The organism is Labilibaculum euxinicum (assembly GCF_963678175.1).
Classification (GTDB): domain Bacteria; phylum Bacteroidota; class Bacteroidia; order Bacteroidales; family Marinifilaceae; genus Labilibaculum; species Labilibaculum euxinus.
This window is the reverse complement of sequence record NZ_OY782756.1, coordinates 2,012,405-2,034,146: the sequence shown is the minus strand read 5'-3', so window position 1 is coordinate 2,034,146 and position 21,742 is coordinate 2,012,405. Positions and strand designations below refer to the sequence as shown.

Here is a 21,742-nt window from a genome sequence, read left to right as displayed (position 1 = left end):
TTGTAATTTTTTTCTCATTATAAAATACACCTGCTATTTTTGAATAAGAATTTTAAATGAATACTTAGATCCCGTCTCAGTAGTGACATTTCCAACATAAACTCCATTTTTCAATTGAAGCAGTAATACATTTTCTTTTATCACATCTTCAGTATAAAATACTTTGGCTCCAAACGAATTGAATATTGACAATTGACTTCCCAGTAATTCGTCTTCTTCAAAACCATTCATACGAACAGTACATTTACCATTACTACTTATCGGATTAGGATAAACACTAATTGATTTATTTAATGGAATATTGAATTCCTTTGAGCAAGTTGTCAAATGCTGTCCGTCAATAGTTATTAAATCCAAAGAATACGAACCAACCAGACCATCAGGATCATTATAGAATTGATTAACAGCACCCGGAATCGCAACTCCATCTTTATACCATTGATAAGCTGCAAATCGTTCACTGCTGTTGTCGCACAGTACCACATCATCATACTTCGAAATAATATATTCTGCTGATACATTTACGATAAACTGAAATTTATACATCACAGACTCTACCCCAAAGTTATTTCTCAATTGCAGATTCCCTTCATACAAACCATCTGAAACCCCAACAGGCACTGAAAATCGAAACACTCTTGAATCCGATAAAATATCAGTATAATCTATATCATGAAATCCTGCAGTACTCGCTGATTCTTCGAATGTGATTCTATATTGACTTGGATTTCCAATTAAACCAGTATATGCGAGTTCAACCTCAGTATCATCACAAAGACTCAATGGATTATCAACATCATTTACTAGATCTAAAGTGATTTCAGTTGATTCGGAATCATCAATTACGCCATCACCGTTGGTATCTCCAGCTATTTCCGGATCAGTAATCACACCGTCTCCATCAGTGTCTCCGGCTATTTCCGGATCAGTAATTACACCATCTCCATCGGTATCTCCGGCTATCTCCGGATCAGTAATCACACCATCTCCATCGGTATCTCCGGCTATCTCCGGATCAGTGATAATACCATCTCCATCGGTGTCTCCGGCTATTTCCGGATCAGTAATCACACCGTCTCCATCAGTGTCTCCGGCTAATTCCGGATCAGAGATAACACCATCTCCGTCAATGTCTCCGGCTATTTCCGGATCAGTGATAACACCATCTCCATCGGTATCTCCTGCTATCTCCGGATCAGTAATTACACCATCTCCATCGGTGTCTCCGGCAAGTTCAGAATCATCAATTGTTCCATTGCCGTCAGTGTCTCCGGCTATTTCCGGATCAGTAATCACACCATCTCCGTCAGTGTCTCCGGCTATTTCCGGATCAGTAATTACACCATCTCCATCGGTATCTCCTGCTATCTCCGGATCAGTAATCACACCATCTCCATCGGTATCTCCTGCTATCTCCGGATCAGTGATAATACCATCTCCATCGGTGTCTCCGGCTATTTCCGGATCAGTAATTACACCATCTCCGTCAGTGTCTCCGGCTATTTCCGGATCAGTAATCACACCATCTCCATCGGTGTCTCCAGCAAGTTCCGGATCAGTGATAACACCATCTCCGTCAGTATCTCCGGCAATATATTTATTAACTGTTAATATTTGACTAACCTGAATTGCAGGATTGAAATTACTGTTACCTGCCTGATTCGCGTTAATCATACATGTACCTACTCCAATAATGTTTACAATTTCGCCATTAACTCCCGAACATACAGCAACATTTTGATCTGAACTAATAAACACAACTGGGTTGCCAGAAATACCTCCTGTTGCAGAAATTGTAAATGGTGCATCACCGTAAACTTTTGTTCCCAAAGGATTGAAAATTATGATTTGGGATGCAATGGTAATATCCAATGAACCATCAGCAAATGTAATGGCATAATTGGATGAAGTCAATCCACCTGGAGTGATGACATATCCTGTTCCAACATTGATCGCTGTGCTTGCAGTACCCGTGAATGCCAGTGTGCCTGATAAATCAGTTTCATCTTCTCCACTTATAAATCCAGCGTAAGTAACAGTAAAACCAGTAAATACGGCTCCATCGTACTCTTTACTTTTGTCTTCGGCTGTAATGGTCAAGGATTTTTGAGTGATGCTAAAGTCTTTACTCACAAAAGTTAAATCGTAGTTCGATCCGGCACTCAGTGTTCCCTGCAAAATAGCATAAGAACCTACAGATTCTCCGCTTGTTCTTGATAGTACCCCGCTAAATGAGTCACCGCTTTCCAATGTTGCTGACGTAGTGTAAGTGAAAGTCGGATCTGCATCTCCGTAAACTTTTGTCTGACCGGCATCAGCGGTTACAGTTATTTGTTTCTGTGTAACTGCAAAGTCTTTACTCACGAAAGTTAAATCGTAGTTTGATCCGGCACTCAGTGTTCCGATTGTAATGGCATAAGAACCTACAGATTCTCCACTTGTTCTTGATAGTACTCCGCTAAATGAGTCACCGCTTTCCAATGCTGAAGATGTCGTGTAAGTAAATGTTGGATCTGCATCTCCGTAAACTTTTGTCTGACCTGCATCAGCGGTTACCGTTATTGCTTTTTGGGTGATACTAAAGTCTTTACTCACAAAAGTTAAATCATAGTTCGATCCGGCACTCAGTGTTCCCTGTAAAATGGCGTAGGAACCTACAGATTCTCCGCTTGTTCTTGATAGTACTCCACTAAATGAGTCACCGCTTTCCAATGCTGAAGATGCCGTGTAAGTAAATGTTGGATCTGCATCTCCGTAAACTTTAGTCTGACCTGCATCAGCGGTTACAGTTATTGCTTTTGGGGTTATATCCAATGAACCATCTACAAATATAATGTGATAATTGAATGAAGTCAATCCACCCGGAGTGATGACATACCCTGTTCCAACATTGATCGCTGTGCTTGCAGTACCCGTGAATGTCAGTGTTCCTGATAAATCAGTTTCATCCTCACCTATTCTAAATCCAGCATAAGTAACAGTAAATCCGCTGTATACTGCTCCATCGTACTCTTTGCTTTTGTCCTCGGCTGTAATGGTCAAAACTTTTAGAGTAATGTCCAATGAACCATCAGCAAATGTAATGGCATAATTGGATGAAGTCAATCCACCTGGAGTGATGACATACCCTGTTCTAACATTGGTAGCAGTTGTAGCAGATCCACTATAAACAAGTGTTCCTGATAAATCAGTTTCATCTTCGCCTGTTATAAATCCAGAGTAAGTAACAGTAAAACCAGTAAATACGGCTCCATCGTACTCTTTGGTTTTGTTTTCGGCTGTAACGGTCAAGGATTTTTGCGTGATACTAAAGTCTTTACTCACGAAAGTTAAATCGTAGTTCGATCCGGCACTCAGTGTTCCCTGTAAAATGGCGTAGGAACCTACAGATTCTCCGCTTGTTCTTGATAGTACTCCACTAAATGAGTCACCGCTTTCCAATGCTGAAGATGTCGTGTAAGTAAATGTCGGATCTGCACCTCCGTAAACTTTTGTCTGACCGGCATCAACTGTTACCGTTATTTCTTTTTGAGTGATGCTAAAAGCTTTACTCACGAAAGTTAAATCGTAGTTCGATCCGGCACTCAGTGTTCCGATTGTAATAGCATAACTTCCTACATCTTCTCCTGTTGCTCTTGAAAGTGCTCCGGTGAAAGAATCGCCACTTTCCAATGTTGCTGACGTGGTGTAAGTGAATGCCGGATCTGCTTGTCCATAAACTTTCGTTTGCCCGGCATCAACTGTTACCGTTATTGCTTTTTGAGTGATGCTAAAGTCTTTACTCACGAAAGTTAAATCGTAGTTCGATCCGGCACTCAATGTTCCCTGTAAAATGGCGTAGGAACCTACAGATTCTCCGCTTGTTCTTGATAGTACTCCACTAAATGAGTCACCGCTTTCCAATGCTGAAGATGCCGTGTAAGTAAATGTTGGATCTGCATCTCCGTAAACTTTTGTCTGACCGGCATCTGCTGTTATGGTTATTTGTTTCTGTGTAACTGCAAAGTCTTTACTCACGAAAGTTAAATCGTAGTTCGATCCGGCACTCAGTGTTCCCTGTAAAATGGCGTAGGAACCTACAGATTCTCCGCTTGTTCTTGATAGTACTCCACTAAATGAGTCACCGCTTTCCAATGCTGAAGATGTCGTGTAAGTAAATGTCGGATCTGCACCTCCGTAAACTTTTGTCTGACCGGCATCAACTGTTACCGTTATTGCTTTTTGAGTGATGCTAAAAGCTTTACTCACAAAAGTTAAATCGTAGTTCGATCCGGCACTCAGTGTTCCGATTGTAATAGCATAACTTCCTACATCTTCTCCTGTTGCTCTTGAAAGTGCTCCGGTGAAAGAATCGCCACTTTCCAATGTTGCTGACGTAGTGTAAGTAAATGTTGGATCTGCACCTCCGTAAACTTTTGTCTGACCGGCATCAACTGTTACCGTTATTTCTTTTTGAGTGATGCTAAAAGCTTTACTCACGAAAGTTAAATCGTAGTTCGATCCGGCACTCAGTGTTCCGATTGTAATAGCATAACTTCCTACATCTTCTCCTGTTGCTCTTGAAAGTGCTCCGGTGAAAGAATCGCCACTTTCCAATGTTGCTGACGTGGTGTAAGTGAATGCCGGATCTGCTTGTCCATAAACTTTCGTTTGCCCGGCATCAACTGTTACCGTTATTGCTTTTTGAGTGATGCTAAAGTCTTTACTCACGAAAGTTAAATCGTAGTTCGATCCGGCACTCAATGTTCCCTGTAAAATGGCGTAGGAACCTACAGATTCTCCGCTTGTTCTTGATAGTACTCCACTAAATGAGTCACCGCTTTCCAATGCTGAAGATGCCGTGTAAGTAAATGTTGGATCTGCATCTCCGTAAACTTTTGTCTGACCGGCATCTGCTGTTATGGTTATTTGTTTCTGTGTAACTGCAAAGTCTTTACTCACGAAAGTTAAATCGTAGTTCGATCCGGCACTCAATGTTCCCTGTAAAATGGCGTAGGAACCTACAGATTCTCCGCTTGTTCTTGATAGTACCCCGCTAAATGAGTCACCGCTTTCCAATGCTGAAGATGCCGTGTAAGTAAATGTCGGATCTGCATCTCCGTAAACTTTTGTCTGACCCGTATTAGCTGTTACTGTTATTGCTTTTTGAGTGATGCTAAAAGCTTTACTCACAAAAGTTAAATCGTAGTTCGATCCGGCACTCAGTGTTCCGATTGTAATAGCATAACTTCCTACATCTTCTCCTGTTGCTCTTGAAAGTGCTCCGGTGAAAGAATCGCCACTTTCCAATGCTGAAGATGTCGTGTAAGTAAATGTCGGATCTGCACCTCCGTAAACTTTTGTCTGACCGGCATCAACTGTTACCGTTATTTCTTTTTGAGTGATGCTAAAAGCTTTACTCACGAAAGTTAAATCGTAGTTCGATCCGGCACTCAGTGTTCCGATTGTAATAGCATAACTTCCTACATCTTCTCCTGTTGCTCTTGAAAGTGCTCCGGTGAAAGAATCGCCACTTTCCAATGTTGCTGACGTAGTGTAAGTAAATGTCGGATCTGCATCTCCGTAAACTTTTGTCTGACCCGTATTAGCTGTTACTGTTATTGCTTTTTGAGTGATGCTAAAAGCTTTACTCACAAAAGTTAAATCGTAGTTCGATCCGGCACTCAGTGTTCCGATTGTAATGGCATAAGAACCTACAGATTCTCCACTTGTTCTTGATAGTACTCCGGTGAAAGAATCGCCACTTTCCAATGCTGAAGATGTCGTGTAAGTAAATGTTGGATCTGCACCTCCGTAAACTTTTGTCTGACCGGCATCAACTGTTACCGTTATTGCTTTTTGGGTGATACTAAAGTCTTTACTCACAAAAGTTAAATCGTAGTTCGATCCGGCACTCAATGTTCCCTGTAAAATGGCGTAGGAACCTACAGATTCTCCGCTTGTTCTTGATAGTACCCCGCTAAATGAGTCACCGCTTTCCAATGCTGAAGATGTCGTGTAAGTAAATGTCGGATCTGCATCTCCGTAAACTTTTGTCTGACCGGCATCTGCTGTTACCGTTATTGCTTTTTGAGTGATGCTAAAGTCTTTACTCACAAAAGTTAAATCGTAGTTCGATCCGGCACTCAATGTTCCCTGTAAAATGGCGTAGGAACCTACAGATTCTCCGCTTGTTCTTGATAGTACCCCGCTAAATGAGTCACCGCTTTCCAATGCTGAAGATGCCGTGTAAGTAAATGTCGGATCTGCATCTCCGTAAACTTTTGTCTGACCCGTATTAGCTGTTACTGTTATTGCTTTTTGAGTGATGCTAAAAGCTTTACTCACAAAAGTTAAATCGTAGTTCGATCCGGCACTCAGTGTTCCGATTGTAATAGCATAACTTCCTACATCTTCTCCTGTTGCTCTTGAAAGTGCTCCGGTGAAAGAATCGCCACTTTCCAATGCTGAAGATGTCGTGTAAGTAAATGTCGGATCTGCATCTCCGTAAACTTTTGTCTGACCGGCATCAACTGTTACTGTTATTGCTTTTTGAGTGATGCTAAAAGCTTTACTCACAAAAGTTAAATCGTAGTTCGATCCGGCACTCAGTGTTCCGATTGTAATGGCATAAGAACCTACAGATTCTCCACTTGTTCTTGATAGTACTCCGGTGAAAGAATCGCCACTTTCCAATGCTGAAGATGTCGTGTAAGTAAATGTTGGATCTGCACCTCCGTAAACTTTTGTCTGACCTGCATCAGCGGTTACTGTTATTGCTTTTTGAGTGATGTTTAATCCTTGCGAAACCTGGGCTGCCACATCATAAGTGTCGTCACCGGCTTGGTCAGCATAAATAGTGCATGAACCAACTCCAACAATATGAATCTTTCCGGCCACAATAGTGGCCACAGATGTATTAGAACTACTATAAGAGACCGTTAAACCACTACTTGCCGTAGCTGAAGGATCAAAGTCACTGTTACCATACGCTTTATCTGAAAGAGAATTAAACGTAATGGTTTGAGTTTGTTTGGTTGTAAAACTTTGAACCCCACCATAGCTCGTTCCTGCACTATTAATTGCATACGCCTGAAAGTTGTAAGTGGTATTGGGAGCAAGCGAACCAATAGTTTCACTAAAAATTCCAGTCGCTGCCCCATTTGAATCTTGCGTTACATCTGCTCCTCCTATCTCGGGAGATGCGTTTATCGAAGAATAGACAACCCCGGTTTCGGTTACATCAGCACTACCTTTATCTGACATATCACCTCCCATAGTTACTGAGCCTGAAGTGATAGAAGAAACCGCGGATGTAGAAACTGTTGGTGCCACATCATCATCGGTCAGGGTGATTCCTACGGTTTGATCGGTCAGCGCATCGAAAGTGTCATCGCTGGAAGCATCCTTCACCGCAACAGTGATTGTTGCCGTGTCATCTCTGTCGATATCGTCATCCACACCAGTAACTGTTACCGTCTGCGACGTGTCCCAATTAGCCGATGTAAAGGTCAGTGTTGACTTATCTATCGTAGCTTCATCCGTTTTATCGCTCGTAACATCAAAAACAACGTCACTTGTCGGTTCTGAATTTAAAACTACAGTAAAGCTGCCTGTTCCTGCATTTTCATCAATTGTTAAGGCTATTTTGCTTACCGTAAAACCAGCTGTATCATCATCGGTCAGGGTGATTCCTGCAGTTTGATCAGTCAGCGCATCGAAAGGGTCATCGCTGGAAGCATCCTTCACCATAACAGTGATTGTTGCCGTGTCATCTCTATCGATATCGTCATCCACACCAGTAACTGTCACCGTCTGCGGCGTGTCCCAATTAGCCGATGTAAAGGTCAGTGTTGCCTTATCTACCGTGGCTTCTTCCGTTTTATCGCTTGCAACATCAAAAACCACATCGTTGGATGGCTGAACATCTAAAACAACTGTGAACGTGCCTGTTCCTGCATTTTCATCAATTGTTAAGGTTGTTTCGCTTACCGTAAAACCTGGTGTTGTTGATGCAAAAGCTAAATATGCTCCATTATCAGGATTTATCGAAGCCCAATAATAAGTTCCATCGTCAGCTAAATTGACGATATCGTCAGAGCTGTTGAATGTTAAATCATTAGATGCTACCAAAACAGGTATTCCAGAAGGGAACATTATCGCTGTTTTTGGTATAGCAAAATATACATTACCCACCGTACCGGTCTCATCCACTTTCCAGACACGGTCTGAACGGTTATTGGTGCCTCCGTCGAAACTTGAGGTAAATGAGTTTTCTGCTCCATTATTATGCCCCATCAGCATAAAATTGCCATTGCCAAGTTCCGTTCTGCTTACGTCTGTATTTGAAGCAGTAAAATTCTGTATGGTGGCCAGTATTGGTCCGTTTGTATTATTTACTGACCGTGATACCTTTTGGTTCAGGCCAGATGCGTTATCTTGCCCAATTCCGAAAATATCGGTAGTATAGCCTGTGTTGTTTGCTGCTTTCCAAATAGCTGTTCCGTCTGAAGCCAGATAATCCGTTGCATCTGTCTGATCCAACGTAACACCGTATTTAAGTGCCAGGTAAGAATCTATCTTTTGCTGGTCGCTGGCAGAGACATTGGCACTGTAGACCACAACTTCCGCAATATTTCCTGTCCAGAATTCTCCGGTTTCATCTGCGATATCAGCTCCAATACACATACGACTGTTCACCGTGTTCCAGGTTGGAGGTGCACCATCAGCGTCTGTCGTTAAGGTTGCCCCGTCGGCCTGTAGATATGTTGTCGATGATCCGTCAAAACCTCCACCAATAATGTGTGGTTTGTTCAGCGTCCAAGAATTACTACTGAGTATACTGTTTCCGCCACCCCATGAACCATATAAAAGGCTATTATCAGATAACGAACCCGCTATTCCATGAGCTTGACCATCTGTTGCGGTTCCATGGGCAAAAAGCACATGATTTCCTGTAAAAGCCGCCGTTTGAGTCGCCACTACACGCATCAACCGGGCATCAGAACCTGAAGGAAGTCCTGTCATACTCACGCCATTCATGGCTTTGGTGCCATTAAAATATACCTGTGGGTTAAAATTCAACGAATTTTCCAGAAACGTTGGCTTTTTCGTATTTACCTGGGTAAAATGGTTGCCATAAGGGCTCTGGTCGTTCCATTGTTCTATTGTATTGTTATTTGTAGCATCGGTTGTGCCCAAATCAGAAAAGACCTGGTTGTTCGCCTTTATCCAAAGCGAAATACCATTGGTTACACCACCCGGTGCTTCCTGGTATTTTGCTAAAGTAAATACCGTTCCATCTGCCGGAGCAGCAGTGGTTGTAAATTCACCATCTGCATTTAAAGTTCCAACTGTGGTTACGTTAGATGAAAAATCTCCATCCGAAGTTGCAATAATCGACCAATCTTCATCGTAACCTTCAAACTTCATACTAATGTTTTGTGCGAAGTTGGTGGCATCAACTTTCCATTCGCGTGCCAAACGGATATTGAACCCTGTAGTTGCGTCCAATTCTGTTACTTGTGGCGTCAAAACGGCTCCGTTGTTTGCCACTGTCAGAAACTGCAGGTCATTGGCATGTGTGGTTCGGCCTGCATCGTTATTGGCCAAAGTAAAATCAGCATCTAATGCAACAGTAAGAATTGAACCATCATTGACTGATTTTGATACTTTTTGGTTTAACCCACTGGCATCATCACGGCCAATACCGAAAATATCATTATCATAGCCTGTATTATCGGTAGCGCTCCAGATGGTGCTTCCATCAGAAGCCAGATAATCATCGGTTTTTGAAATACCGTATTTAAGCGCCAGATAAGATTCGACCTCTTTTACTTCAGTATCAGAAAGATCAGCAGCATAAATAATATATTCAGCGATATCTGTGGTAGATGCGGCTGAAAAGTCTTGTGGATTTGCTCCGAATCCCAAATAACCATCATTACTCCCAGCCAGTGAGTTGAATGTACTTGTCTGTGTCTCGAAAGTACCATCTAAATAAAGGGACAGCTCACCTGGCTGCACATCTTGCCGCGCAATTACATACTTATTGATACTAGTTGTATTACCGTATATTATTGTTCCGTCTTTGCCATAATCAGTACGTTGATAACCACCAGCCCGTTCAAAATAACCGGCTCTGTCCCTGGTACCAGTTGCAGAACCGTACCCGGCCTCAACACTTCCTGCCGTAGTTTTCTTTACTAAAAAGGTGGTATTATTATCCGTAGTTGAATTGAAATAGGTTGTATAGAGGGCAGTAGAGGAGGTTTTTATCGCATCATTACCATCAAAAGATACAATAGCGTTGAAATTTGCCCTGTTGGAAACCACTTCAGGATCTCCTGCAACATCATTTACAATAGTTGTATTTACACCATATGGTTTTTGGCCTTCCCAGCTCGTAATATTTCCATTGGTTACAGAGCTTCCTCCATTAGTAGTTCCGCTGTTGGCATTAAACCATACACGTAAATTGTCAACTATTCCTCCAGGGGCTTCCGGACGGACTAAATCAATATTAAGGGTTGTAGTTGTCGTCATATTGATAGTTGGGTCGCCATCCATTCCGCCATACTCGACGATATATCCAGACGTATAGTCATTTTGCCTGTCATTCCATGTGCCGTTTGAAGTGAAAAATTGCAAACTCGTCTCTACACTCCCTGCGTCATCCGGCTGACCAGTAGACCAGTTTTCATACTTGCCACTAACTACTGCTCCGTTTTGATAGAAAATTGTACCATCCTCCGGGCCAGTTACCCATTTCCATGTATCCGGTATTGCTTCATCTGAACCTCCTAACCACAAAGCTTGCTCAGTTCCATCTGATATGCTCAGAATAAAGTCTTTCTCATTTTCAGAGGTAACAGTAGCGAGGTAACCTTTCAATCCGTAATATGTTTTAGCGCTGGCAGCAGCCTCGGCCTGAGTCCACGTAGCGGATATATTTACATACTCATAAAAGTGTCCGTTATCCAAACTTCCGTCTTGCGAAAAATAATCGGCATTGGCCAGAGAAATGGTCAACTGACGCTGGCTGCCATCTATTAAACTAAATAAAAGTGCATTGTTTACATAGGTAATACTTCGCATGGCTGCCTGGTATTCCGAAGGAGAAGCATCGCCTAATAATACTAATGCTCCTTGTGTATCATCAAAATAGCCCAATATTTTACCTGTGTTTGTAAAAAGCAGGGTATCCTGATTACTCCGATAACCGGAGCTAAAATGGATTGTTAAGCCTTTAATATCGCTACCTTCAGCATCGGTAATCGTAAAATTAGGAAATGCAACTACCGGGCTATACTCGGCGGTATTGTATGTTGGCGAATCATTTTTACCATCTATTACTGGTGGCTGAGGTTTAACCAGATCCAAAGTGGTAGTTGTTGTCATATTGAAGGTTGGGTCTCCGCTCATACCACCATACTCAACGATATAACTAAAGCCGTTCGTTTGATCTCCGTCTCCCCAGGCTCCATTCCTGTTTATCGCCAGATAGTCCTCATCATTTACATTATTAGGTTCACTATTTGCTGTATACCAATTTGTATATCCAAAACTTTCTTTAGTCGCCTGGTCATAAAAGATTGTATCGGTTTCGGGCCCGGTTATCCATTTCCACGTATTTTCAAGTTCATTATCAGAACCACCAATCCATGACCATTCTATATTTGAAGGTATTTTATCTTTAATAAATGTATTTTCGTCGGCTGATGTTATAGTAGCCAAATACCCTTGTAACCCATAATATGTTTTTGCACTGGCATTGGCCGAAGCTGTGTTAAAAGCGTCCGTGGCACCAACAAACTCATAAAAATGACCAGTAGATGCTAAATAGTATGAATTAGCAAATGATATAGTTAACTCGCGCTGATCGTAACTTACGGCACCAGGTGCTGCATCATTTGAATAAGTAATGCTGCGCACTGCAGTTTGATAGTTGGCAGGCAAAGCATCTCCGGAAAGCGTAAGTACTCCTGTACCTTTATCAAAACTTCCGGTTATTCCGTTCTGATTGGTAAACAAAAGATTATCCTGATCGCTGTGATGCCCGGTAGAACTAAAGGATATAGTTAATCCTTTAATATCATCACCTTCTGCATCGGTAATGGTAAAGTTTGGGAATACAGTTACCGGAGTATTTGTTTCGGTATAATACTTTGGAGAAATGTCGTTCCCATTCATTTCGGGTGGAGTATCAATGCATAATGAGCTCATCGCCGCAAACATCAAACCTCCAAGTAGTGTAGTAAATTTGTAAATCATGTGGAATTATAAAAAATTTATTAAATAGTATTGTTTTCAACTTTTCCTGTTTTCTCTTCAATCCAAAGAACCCAGTTTTTGTTTAAATCAATATAAACTCAGGAATGTCAACTTTTTAACATGTAACTTTTGTCGAGGAAAAGCATTATATTAACAGCACCGACAAATCACACAACAAACTCTAAATCAACACCATAAGATTCTGATCAAATGCCAGGTTGCCTGGAGATTGACAACCATTCGGCATTGCTAAAACTACTGGAAGTAAAACCGGCATCTGCTTTGAACCAAAGGTTAAGGCCTGTTGAGACACCTCCGGGGATTGTGCTAACAGACTTAAGTTACAAAGCAAAATGATGTACAATAGGTAAAATTTTCTCATGTGTAATATTTTTTAAGTTTTATTTAGGTTTTTTGGTTCTGTTTTCTTGGTTGTCTCATCCAGAAAAATAACAAACAAATACTCTATAAGAGCTTTGTGAAGTTCTACGCTTCTGTGTATGATTTAGGGATGTTGAACAATTTGAATTGGTTTCAAATTCAATACAAGTTCCTATCGAAAATGGGAAATGAGATTCAATCTCTTTTAAAGCCAAACCTCTGTAATTTGCTATTGTTTCTTCACAAATTGCACCAATGGTATTATTTGTAAATTCCAGATCTGATGCAATCTCTTTTATGCATTCTATGAAACACAACACCAATTAGTTTTACAAATCTCCCTTTTACACATCAAAGTTTTATAAATTCAATTTGTTCCATTTAAGCAGGTTTTACTTTTTGGTACGAATAAATATTTAGTCGAATTTGATCGATTACTACGAAATATGAAACAGGGTAAATCTGTAGAAAAAACGGCAATAACAATAACACATAATATCGATCCTCTAACACTTTTTACTGATGAGCCTTGTTTTTTTTAAGAACAATCAGATTTACATCAAATTTTTGAACTCAACAATGAGCTTATAATCAAAACCTCAAAACAACTAAGTAGATACAATGGATACCGCCAGACAATCTGCAGGTGAATATAATATTAAAGAAGAAATCTTTTTTAAACTACATCACGCAAAAGAATTATTCAAGCCTATATTATAATAGAGGGGACGCAGTTTACACTACCTTCTTTTCAGTAAGAAAGCTCAGTTGCAATAAAAATACAGGGGTAATCAAAAGATTCTGCCCTCTTAGGCAAACGTATTGGGGCAAAAGAAGCTGAAGATGTTATTAGCTTGTCCTTACAAATTTATTGCAAGACAGTTAGCCACAAAATATTGCAGTTGCCGCTTATTTCAATTTATTAACTTTTTGGGAAACCATTCTCTTCTCAAATTAAAAACCATTTTCTTTCTTAATAATCCCCAATAAAATGGACTTACTAAGGATTAAACAGATAGCAACTAGTTAACCCTTCTATATTCTGTTGGTGTTGCACCTGTTTTTGATTTAAAAAAGCGGGTAAAATAATGGGGATAATTAAACCCAAGTAAATAGGCTATTTCACTTACTGAATTAGTGCTACTTAATAACATTGCCTTTGCTTTCCTAATCATCAAATTGTTGATGTAATCTTTGGCAGAAATCCCTGCTTCTTTTCGAAGCACATCACTTAGATAATTAGGGGATAGGTTTATTTTTTCTGCAATGTCCTGCACTGTTGGAATTCCCTTTTCAGCAAGTAAATTTTTACCTATCCAATTATTTACTATTTTTTCAAACTTTACTACAATACCTTGGTGTACAATATTACGGGTTTTAAATTGACGTTCGTAAAAACGAAGAGAGTAATTTAGTAACAATTCTAAATTTGAAATAATCACCTTTTGGCTATGACAATCAATATTTTCTGTATACTCTTTTTGGATATTAGAAATAATATCATTTAATGTATTTCTTTCTGATGTGGATAGATGTAAGGCCTCATCAGTATGATATTCAAAAAAATAGTATTGATTCATTTTCTGACTCAAATGCGATTTGCTGAGAAAACTGGGATGAAAAAAAAGCATCCAGCCTTTATTTTCATTTTTTCCAACTGGTTTGGTAGCCGTAAATGCTTGCAGTGGTGCAGTAAACATCAAAGCTCCATTTTCAAAATCGTAACTGTTTCTTCCATATTCCATACCACAATGCACATCTTTTAAGGCAATACAGTATAAATCTGTCACAACTTTTATGTCAACCATTTCTTGTGTTACCTCTATATCGGAAACATCGATTATTGTAATTAGAGGATTCTTGGGAACATCCATATTTAACATCTCATGCAGTTGCGAAATAGAATTTACTTTGATGATTGTTTCCATTTATAAAAGATTTTTATTGCAGATTGTAAACAAATATGTGTAATTTTTTTTTAACATTTCGTGTTAAAAACAGTATTTTTTTATTTATGCTAAGTCACCATTTTCCCGTCAAACTGCAAAAACCATTAAAAAAATAAGCAACTATTCTCGGTCACATTGTCAACAAATTGAAATTGGGTTCAGCCTTATTCAGCACCTATTATTTCAAATAAAACACCCACTACTTTTCATTAAAATAATGGGTGTCAACTAAATAATTACTATTTATTTTTTATCTCGTAACAATTCGGTACATTTTTGTGCCACAAATTCTTCACAAAATAATCCCAACGTTTCCGAATAAAATATTTATTGTAGTATAGACTGCTGTGATCACATTCCGGTACCAGTAGTAATTCAAAATCTTTATTGGCTTTTATTAGAGCATCTGCCATTCGCATGGATGAAGCCGCATTTACATTGTTATCCATGTTTCCATGCGCTAACATTAATTTCCCCTGCAATTGACTGGCTAAAGACAAATTGGATTGCTCGTCGTAATGTTTCCCTGCCGGAAAACCCATGTACAATTCGGGCCACCATGCTTTGGCAATTCTGTGATCGTGATTCCCTGCAGAAGAAACGCCAACCTTGTAAAAATCAGGATGAGTTAACAGGGCATGTGCCGCATCGTATCCTCCGGCCGAATGACCATAAATTCCAACATTTTCGATATCGATATAAGGATATTTAACCGCCATTTCCCTAATGGCTTTGATATGATCGGGAGCACCTATATCGCCAAGGTTTTTATAAGAGAAATCATGAAATTTTTTGGATCGATAAGCAGAGCCCAATCCATCAACCGTAATCACCACAAAACCGATTTGTGCCAATGACACATCCATACTGTACAAGGCCGAAGTAAATGATTTAGGAGTACGAATTGTTTGCGGACCAGAATAAGTTCCATCTATTATCGGATACCTTTTTGTAGAATCCATATTAAAAGGACGATAAATCACTCCATAGATATCTGTTTTGTTATCTCTCGCTTTTACTTTGTACATCTCCGGAGCTTTCCATCCCATTGCAACAAGATCCTCAATATCAAGTTGAGCAAGATCAAGAATCTTAGTTCCGTTTTTTACACTTCGAATTAGAAAATGGTTGGGCAAATCAACCCGCGAATAATCATCGAATACATATTTTCCATTCGGACTTATTGAACAAGTATGAGTTGCATTTTCAGGACTCAGCAATTTAAGTCCCGAACCATCAATGTTGATCGAATACAAATACGTGTAATATGGATCACCCTTTTCTATACCACAGGCGGTGAAATATATTTTCCCCTTTTTATCATCCACCTTACATATTTCGCGAACCACATATTCTCCCTTGGTGATTTTATTTATTTGCTTACCGGTTTCATAATCGTACAGATATAACTGATTCCATCCTTCTTTCTCCGATGACCAAATAATATTGTTACTGGTTTTATTTATCCGGTACAAAAGCATATTTACATCCACATAGGTGTCGGCGGTTTCAGAAATCACAGTTCTGGTTTTTCCTGTCTCAACATTTACATCGATTAATTCCCTTGTTTGATAACCTCTTTGGTAACGAATGATATACGCATGTTTATTGGATTTCCATTCAAAGCCACCTTCTAAAAAGCTTGCATATTCAGGAAGGTCGCATTCTATTTGTTTACCCGATTCGATATTAAAAATAACATACGAAGTTTTAGCAAGACATGTATCTCCCGCAAGTGCACGTTCGTAAGAATATACTTCGGCCCGTAATCCTTTTTCAGGAGAACTGTGATACATATATAAATTTTGAGCTTCTTTACGGTTAAATTTGCTGCAAATAAGATATTTTGAGTCAGGAGACCAATACGCACTTATTCCGTATTCTACATCTTGCTTTTTGCTTTCATTGCGCACAAATTCCCACGGAATGGAATTGCCATAACTAAGTGTTTCGCACCCATCTGTACTTAAGGGAACAATATTGCTGCCATCTTTATCTTTCAGATAGATATTATAATCCTTTATAAATGCAATTTGTTTGTTGTTTGGAGCAGGCAACTCAGTTATATTTCTTTTTTCGGGATTAGCTGCCGATTTTAATTGATAGTTTTTCAAATTGATTGTAAAGCAGGAAGTGTCTACAGTAAACTTTAATGTATCTCTGCCCTTTAAGCTAAGTCCGGTTAATTTTAAATCATACGCTTTGTATTCTTTATGCAAAAACTCAGAAATTTTTTCTGCCAATTTCGCATGATCAAACAAAGGTGTTTTTTGTTTCTTTTTTAAGTCTGCCAAAAAATACTCATTCCCTTTTCTTGTTTTGGTTGAATACCATAATGAATCCCCCTTACCAATCCAGTTGGGTTGAATTCCCGAATTATAAACTTTAGCCCGTGAATTATAGTAAAGCCACTTTTCAGCTTCCTGATAGTCTTTCAACTCTCCCTGCGCAAATATATTTCCTGCACAAAGCAGTAAAAATATAATGATCGTTATTTTCTGAACTTTCATTTGTTTTCAATTAATAGTATGATGTACATTATTCATTTATTAAAGGCTTTCACACCCCTATTCGGTAACCATTTCTTATTCTTTTACTATTCCCGGTATAAATTGGCTGTAGAATGGCGGGATGGACTTTTTTCGAATTCAGGAAAATACCGCGCAACAATTTCATACAAATCAGGATCGTATTTTTTCATATCTTCCCGGGTATTCACCCAATTGTGTTTTCCATCAGGAACCTTAACTTCGGCATTCACATTAAACCAGTTCTGAACTCCTTCGGCCCAATATTCATATATATTGGTAGCAGCATACATTTTTTTGTATTTCCCTTTAGCAATGGCATTATCCAATTTTTCCTGCAGTAAATTGTTGAATGTAGAATCGATTGGTGCAATTCCAATTAAATGAATGGCATGTGCAAATTCATGAACCAAAATATCCTCAGCATGATATTTATCAATCTGATAAGCAAGCAGGTTCTCTTCAGCACAAGATGTTAACGGCAATTCCATATCGCCGCCAAGTCCACGGGCTCTAAGATCCCAGTTCAATGTCGTGTCCTGAGCCAAATGAGCATGCTCCGGAATATCTGTTGTCCCTTCGTAACGAGCCATAATTGCAAGCCGGGCATTTTCTTTAACCATCTGACTCAAAACTTCACCCGGCAAACTTTTAGTCATAAAATCGACAATATTACAAGCCACATAAAAAGCTGAATCAGGAACCTTATTGGAGCTCATGATATGAATTCCATTCACGTTAACATACTTTTTATAGAATGAATCGAATTTAAAATCGGAAGGCGGAGATGTAATTGTAAATATTTTTTGCTCTGACTGATCCGTTTTTTTAATTTTTGCAGATGCCACATACAAAGGCATCAAAACTGCGATTAGAATAAGAATTTTTTTCATTTATAATGTTTTTTATTATTTAACTTCGACAAGCGAACCAACAAGCTTCCATGAGGAGGAATTTCTTTAACAAGGTTTTCATCTGTTTTCCCAATGATTTTATGCTCCCACAAATCTTTTACCTTGTATACATTTCGATGGATACTAACATCTTTTGCAAAATACATCGTCTGTTTTTTCCAGTCGTAATTCAATTTCCAGGGTTCATTTGTTCGGTTTAAAAAACATACAGCCACTTCTCCGTCAGCAAGCGGTTTTGCCCAGATTTCATATTCGCCCATGTCCATAAATTTTCTGGCCTGGTGTCCATCAGAATCCTGATCAATTGCAATTACCTCCTTATTCATAAGAATTTCAGCTGTTGCCTTATCCAAATTTCGCAAATCGTTTCCTGCCATCAATGGTGCGGCCAACATGGCCCACATCGAAAAATGTGTTTTATTTTCATCCGGTGTCATGCCTCCATTTCCCACTTCCAGCATATCAGGATCATTCCAATGTCCGGGACCTGCAAATTCATATAAATCAGCTTGTTTATCGATGATATCGAGAACTCCAAGTCCGCCCCAATCAAAAGTACATTGGTAACAATCCCGAATATCGGCCGTTGTCCTCCACAAATGTCCGATTCCTTTCCCCCACTTCCAAGGCTCACTTTCGCCCCATTCGCAAATAGAAAATACAATCGGTCTTCCGCTGGCTTTAAGAGCATCACTCATTGTTTTATAAGCCGCTTCAGCTTTTTGTCCCTCATCGAAACACCAGTCGTATTTCAAATAATCTACGCCCCACGATGCATAAGTACGGGCATCCTGAAACTGATATCCTCGACTGCCCGGACGAGACTGACAGGTCATTGATCCGGCGCAGGAGTAAATGCCAAATTTTAAATCTTTGCTATGCACATAATCAACAAGTGCTTTCATTCCTGACGGAAACCGTTCCGGATCAGCAATAATATTTCCAAAACTATCGCGGCCCACCTGCCAGCAATCATCAATCACCAAATATTCGTAACCAACATTCCGCATTCCGCTTTCGGCCATTGCATCAGCCATTTCCATAATCAGGCTTTCGCTTACATTACAGCCAAATTTATTCCAGCTGTTCCATCCCATTGGAGGCGTAAGCGCTAAGTCTTCAAATTTTTGACTGTATCCTTGAAATACCTGAAAAACAATCAAAATTAAAAAATACTTTCTTATCATTTTCAATACTTTTAAATTCAAATAAATAATTTCAATCATCATGAAAGGAATTTATTATTTAGATGACCTTCCCAACCTTCTATGTGAAAACTGCAAATCTCTCTTTTGAGATTTGCAGTTTTCAGAACTACCACCATTAAAAACTAACTAAAATATTCTTTCCTTATTTATTGCTTAACAGTTCTTACACCAAATACTGGTCCTGCTCTATGCCCTTCGTGAGGTTTAAATGTAACCAACACTTTATCTTTGGTCATGCAAATATCATCGGACAATTGGTATAAGATATCCACGAATTCACCCGGCTTTTTATCTGCGATATTTTCTGTCGCAAGTAATTTTCCGTCAATCAAGATATCAAATGTTTTAGCTCCGGTACTTCCGCCCCAATATTCAACAGCCAAAGCCAATCGATTTCCTTTCATCAATCCCATTTCAAAGGACATTACACCACCTCTGTTAACAACACGGGATCTTTTATTTTTTATCACATCAACGGATGATTTTTCGCTTGTGAAATTATGATCACGTTCGGGCTGCATTTCTCCTGGTTGGAAAAAGTCAACTGTCATTTCTTCCAATTTCTTTTTCTGTGCTTGTTTAGCTTGATATTCCTTTTGGTATTTCGCCCATGATTCTTGGTTGAAAATATCAAAATATACAGAATACCTTACATCATGCACTTTATAGAATGGCTTCAAAACAAAATCATGCAAATATCCAACCGATTCTGTTTTGAATGTATTTACTTCTCCTTCTACAGAACTCAACCAATTCGAAGGATCTCTATCTTCTGTCATAATAACAGGCACATACATTGCATCAGTTGCTTTTGGATCGTCTTCCGGGCCTAATTCACCAGCCATTACCATCGGACCATACATAACTGCAACACGGTTGCTGTCATCAGGCATGGTTTCCAAACGAAGTGTAAAAGGCATCTTATATTCCAATACATCTCCATTTTTCCAGGTTCTTTCAATAGAAATAAAACTTTGCGGCTTTTGATCAACAGATATCTTTTCATTATTGATATAAATCTCCACACCATTTTCAGCCCATTTTGGGTAGCGCAGTTTAAGCATAAATTTACTGGGTTTTTCGCAGTTAAACTCCAGTTTTGTCCCTTGTTCTTCCGGGTAAACAGTTGTCTGTTTTACGATCAAACCTTTGCTTTTCCATTTTAGTTCAGAACCAATAAATTGACTTACATACAATTCATTATTGTTGTGAAAATAAATGTTTGCTCCATATTTTGAATGATTCTCCATTCCTGTTCCCACACAACATGTAAACCAATATGGATCCTGATATACCTTATGACCTCCCATTTCCAATGACAAATTATAGATCACCCGACCATCAACAGGGTGCTGAGAGGATAAAATATGATTGAATAATGCTCTTTCATAGAAATCGGCAACCTCAGGAGCGGCATCCCATTCAAAAAGATGACGGGACAGCTTCAACATATTGTACACATTGCATGTTTCAGTCGTATTTTGACTAAGACGGTTGCGCAAATGATCCGACTCCCCAAAATATTCATGATTGCAATTACCGCCTGTAACATAGGAGTGATAATTTACAACACGATCCCAGAAAAACTCAGCGGATTCTCTATCAGACAAATCCCCGGTAAGCTCATAACGGCGGGCACATCCAACTAATTTGGGAATTTGTGTATTCGCGTGTATTCCCGGCAAGATATCAACATGATGAGCCAAAGAATCAAGCACCTTTTTGTGATGAAAAACCTTAGACAGCTGCAGATATTTCTCATTCTTGGTTAATCCATAAAGATCAGCCAACGACTCATTAATTCCTCCATGCTCACAATCCAGCATGTTCTGAATTTGTTCATCATTTAAGTCTTTTACAATGGTTGTTAACCAATCTGCAAATTTTATATTGATTTGTAAAGCCTTCTTATTCCCGCATAAATTATAAGCGTCAGTCAAACCAGCCATCACTTTATGCTCGGTATAATAGGGTACCCATATTCCATTCAAATCAAATCCTTTCGAACGTATATCTCCTTTTGCTACTTCTTCTTCAAGAATCCGCTTTCCGTCAGGGAAAGCACCTATGTATCCTTCACCGTCAGCATTCTGACAAGCTTCCAGCTCATCAACTATATAATTAACCCGGTCAAGAAAACGCTTGTCGTTTGTTGAATTATACATTAAGGCACAGGCACTTAAATAATGTCCTAAGCTATGTCCTGCTATTGTATTTGCCTCCCAACCATCATAATGCTCTGCTTTAGGCTGAAGACCTGCTTCGATCCGAAATTTTGCCAGCAATCTGTCTGGTTCATAATTCAACAAGCTCTGCACATTTAATTCCATGGCCTTTTCGAAAGGTCCATCAAGCAATTTAACATCCTTTAAATCAAATGGCAGTACTTTAAATTCAACCATCTCAGGGCCGTTCGTGCTTATTCGATTATCTTCGATACCTGAACAGGAAGATAATCCAACTCCAATACAAATTGAAAAGAATAAAGCTCTACAAAAATCGAATCTCAT

At 39.4% G+C, this 21,742-nt stretch carries 6 protein-coding genes; all 6 read right to left on the bottom strand.

What is annotated here, in order from left to right:
* Positions 1-33: 33 nt before the first annotated feature.
* The 6 genes from ACY0M5_RS08330 to ACY0M5_RS08305 all read right to left on the bottom strand — a co-directional run bounded on the left by ACY0M5_RS08330 (position 34) and on the right by ACY0M5_RS08305 (position 21,742).
* Positions 34-12,252, bottom strand: coding sequence for an MBG domain-containing protein (locus ACY0M5_RS08330; RefSeq protein ID WP_461631437.1), 12,219 nt, complete (start codon positions 12,250-12,252; stop codon positions 34-36).
* A gap of 1,403 nt (positions 12,253-13,655) precedes the next feature.
* Positions 13,656-14,561 carry a helix-turn-helix domain-containing protein gene (locus ACY0M5_RS08325; protein ID WP_124992016.1) on the bottom strand — a complete coding sequence of 302 codons (906 nt, stop codon included), beginning with the start codon at positions 14,559-14,561 and terminating at the stop codon, positions 13,656-13,658.
* Positions 14,562-14,821: 260 nt separating this feature from the next.
* Positions 14,822-17,092, bottom strand: coding sequence for a S9 family peptidase (locus ACY0M5_RS08320; protein ID WP_461631436.1), 2,271 nt, complete (start codon positions 17,090-17,092; stop codon positions 14,822-14,824).
* A gap of 86 nt (positions 17,093-17,178) precedes the next feature.
* Positions 17,179-18,003, bottom strand: a complete 825-nt coding sequence (locus tag ACY0M5_RS08315; RefSeq protein WP_461631435.1) for a M90 metallopeptidase family protein — start codon at positions 18,001-18,003, stop codon at positions 17,179-17,181.
* Positions 18,000-19,211: a glycoside hydrolase family 27 protein gene (locus ACY0M5_RS08310; RefSeq protein ID WP_461631434.1), complete on the bottom strand. Its 1,212-nt coding sequence runs from the start codon at positions 19,209-19,211 to the stop codon at positions 18,000-18,002. The genes ACY0M5_RS08315 and ACY0M5_RS08310 overlap by 4 nt, the downstream gene beginning before the upstream one ends.
* A 167-nt stretch (positions 19,212-19,378) precedes the next feature.
* Entirely contained in the window at positions 19,379-21,742 is a 2,364-nt protein-coding gene (locus ACY0M5_RS08305) for a beta-L-arabinofuranosidase domain-containing protein (protein WP_461631433.1), read from the bottom strand.

What these genes read in the sequence shown, in the direction of transcription:
- ACY0M5_RS08330 (WP_461631437.1), bottom strand. Translation starts at nt 12,252, where the DNA reads ATGATTTACAAATTTACTACACTACTTGGAGGTTTGATGTTTGCGGCG.
- ACY0M5_RS08320 (WP_461631436.1), bottom strand. Translation starts at nt 17,092, where the DNA reads ATGAAAGTTCAGAAAATAACGATCATTATATTTTTACTGCTTTGTGCA.
- ACY0M5_RS08305 (WP_461631433.1), bottom strand. Translation starts at nt 21,742, where the DNA reads ATGAGATTCGATTTTTGTAGAGCTTTATTCTTTTCAATTTGTATTGGA.
- ACY0M5_RS08310 (WP_461631434.1), bottom strand. Translation starts at nt 19,211, where the DNA reads ATGATAAGAAAGTATTTTTTAATTTTGATTGTTTTTCAGGTATTTCAA.
- ACY0M5_RS08325 (WP_124992016.1), bottom strand. Translation starts at nt 14,561, where the DNA reads ATGGAAACAATCATCAAAGTAAATTCTATTTCGCAACTGCATGAGATG.
- ACY0M5_RS08315 (WP_461631435.1), bottom strand. Translation starts at nt 18,003, where the DNA reads ATGAAAAAAATTCTTATTCTAATCGCAGTTTTGATGCCTTTGTATGTG.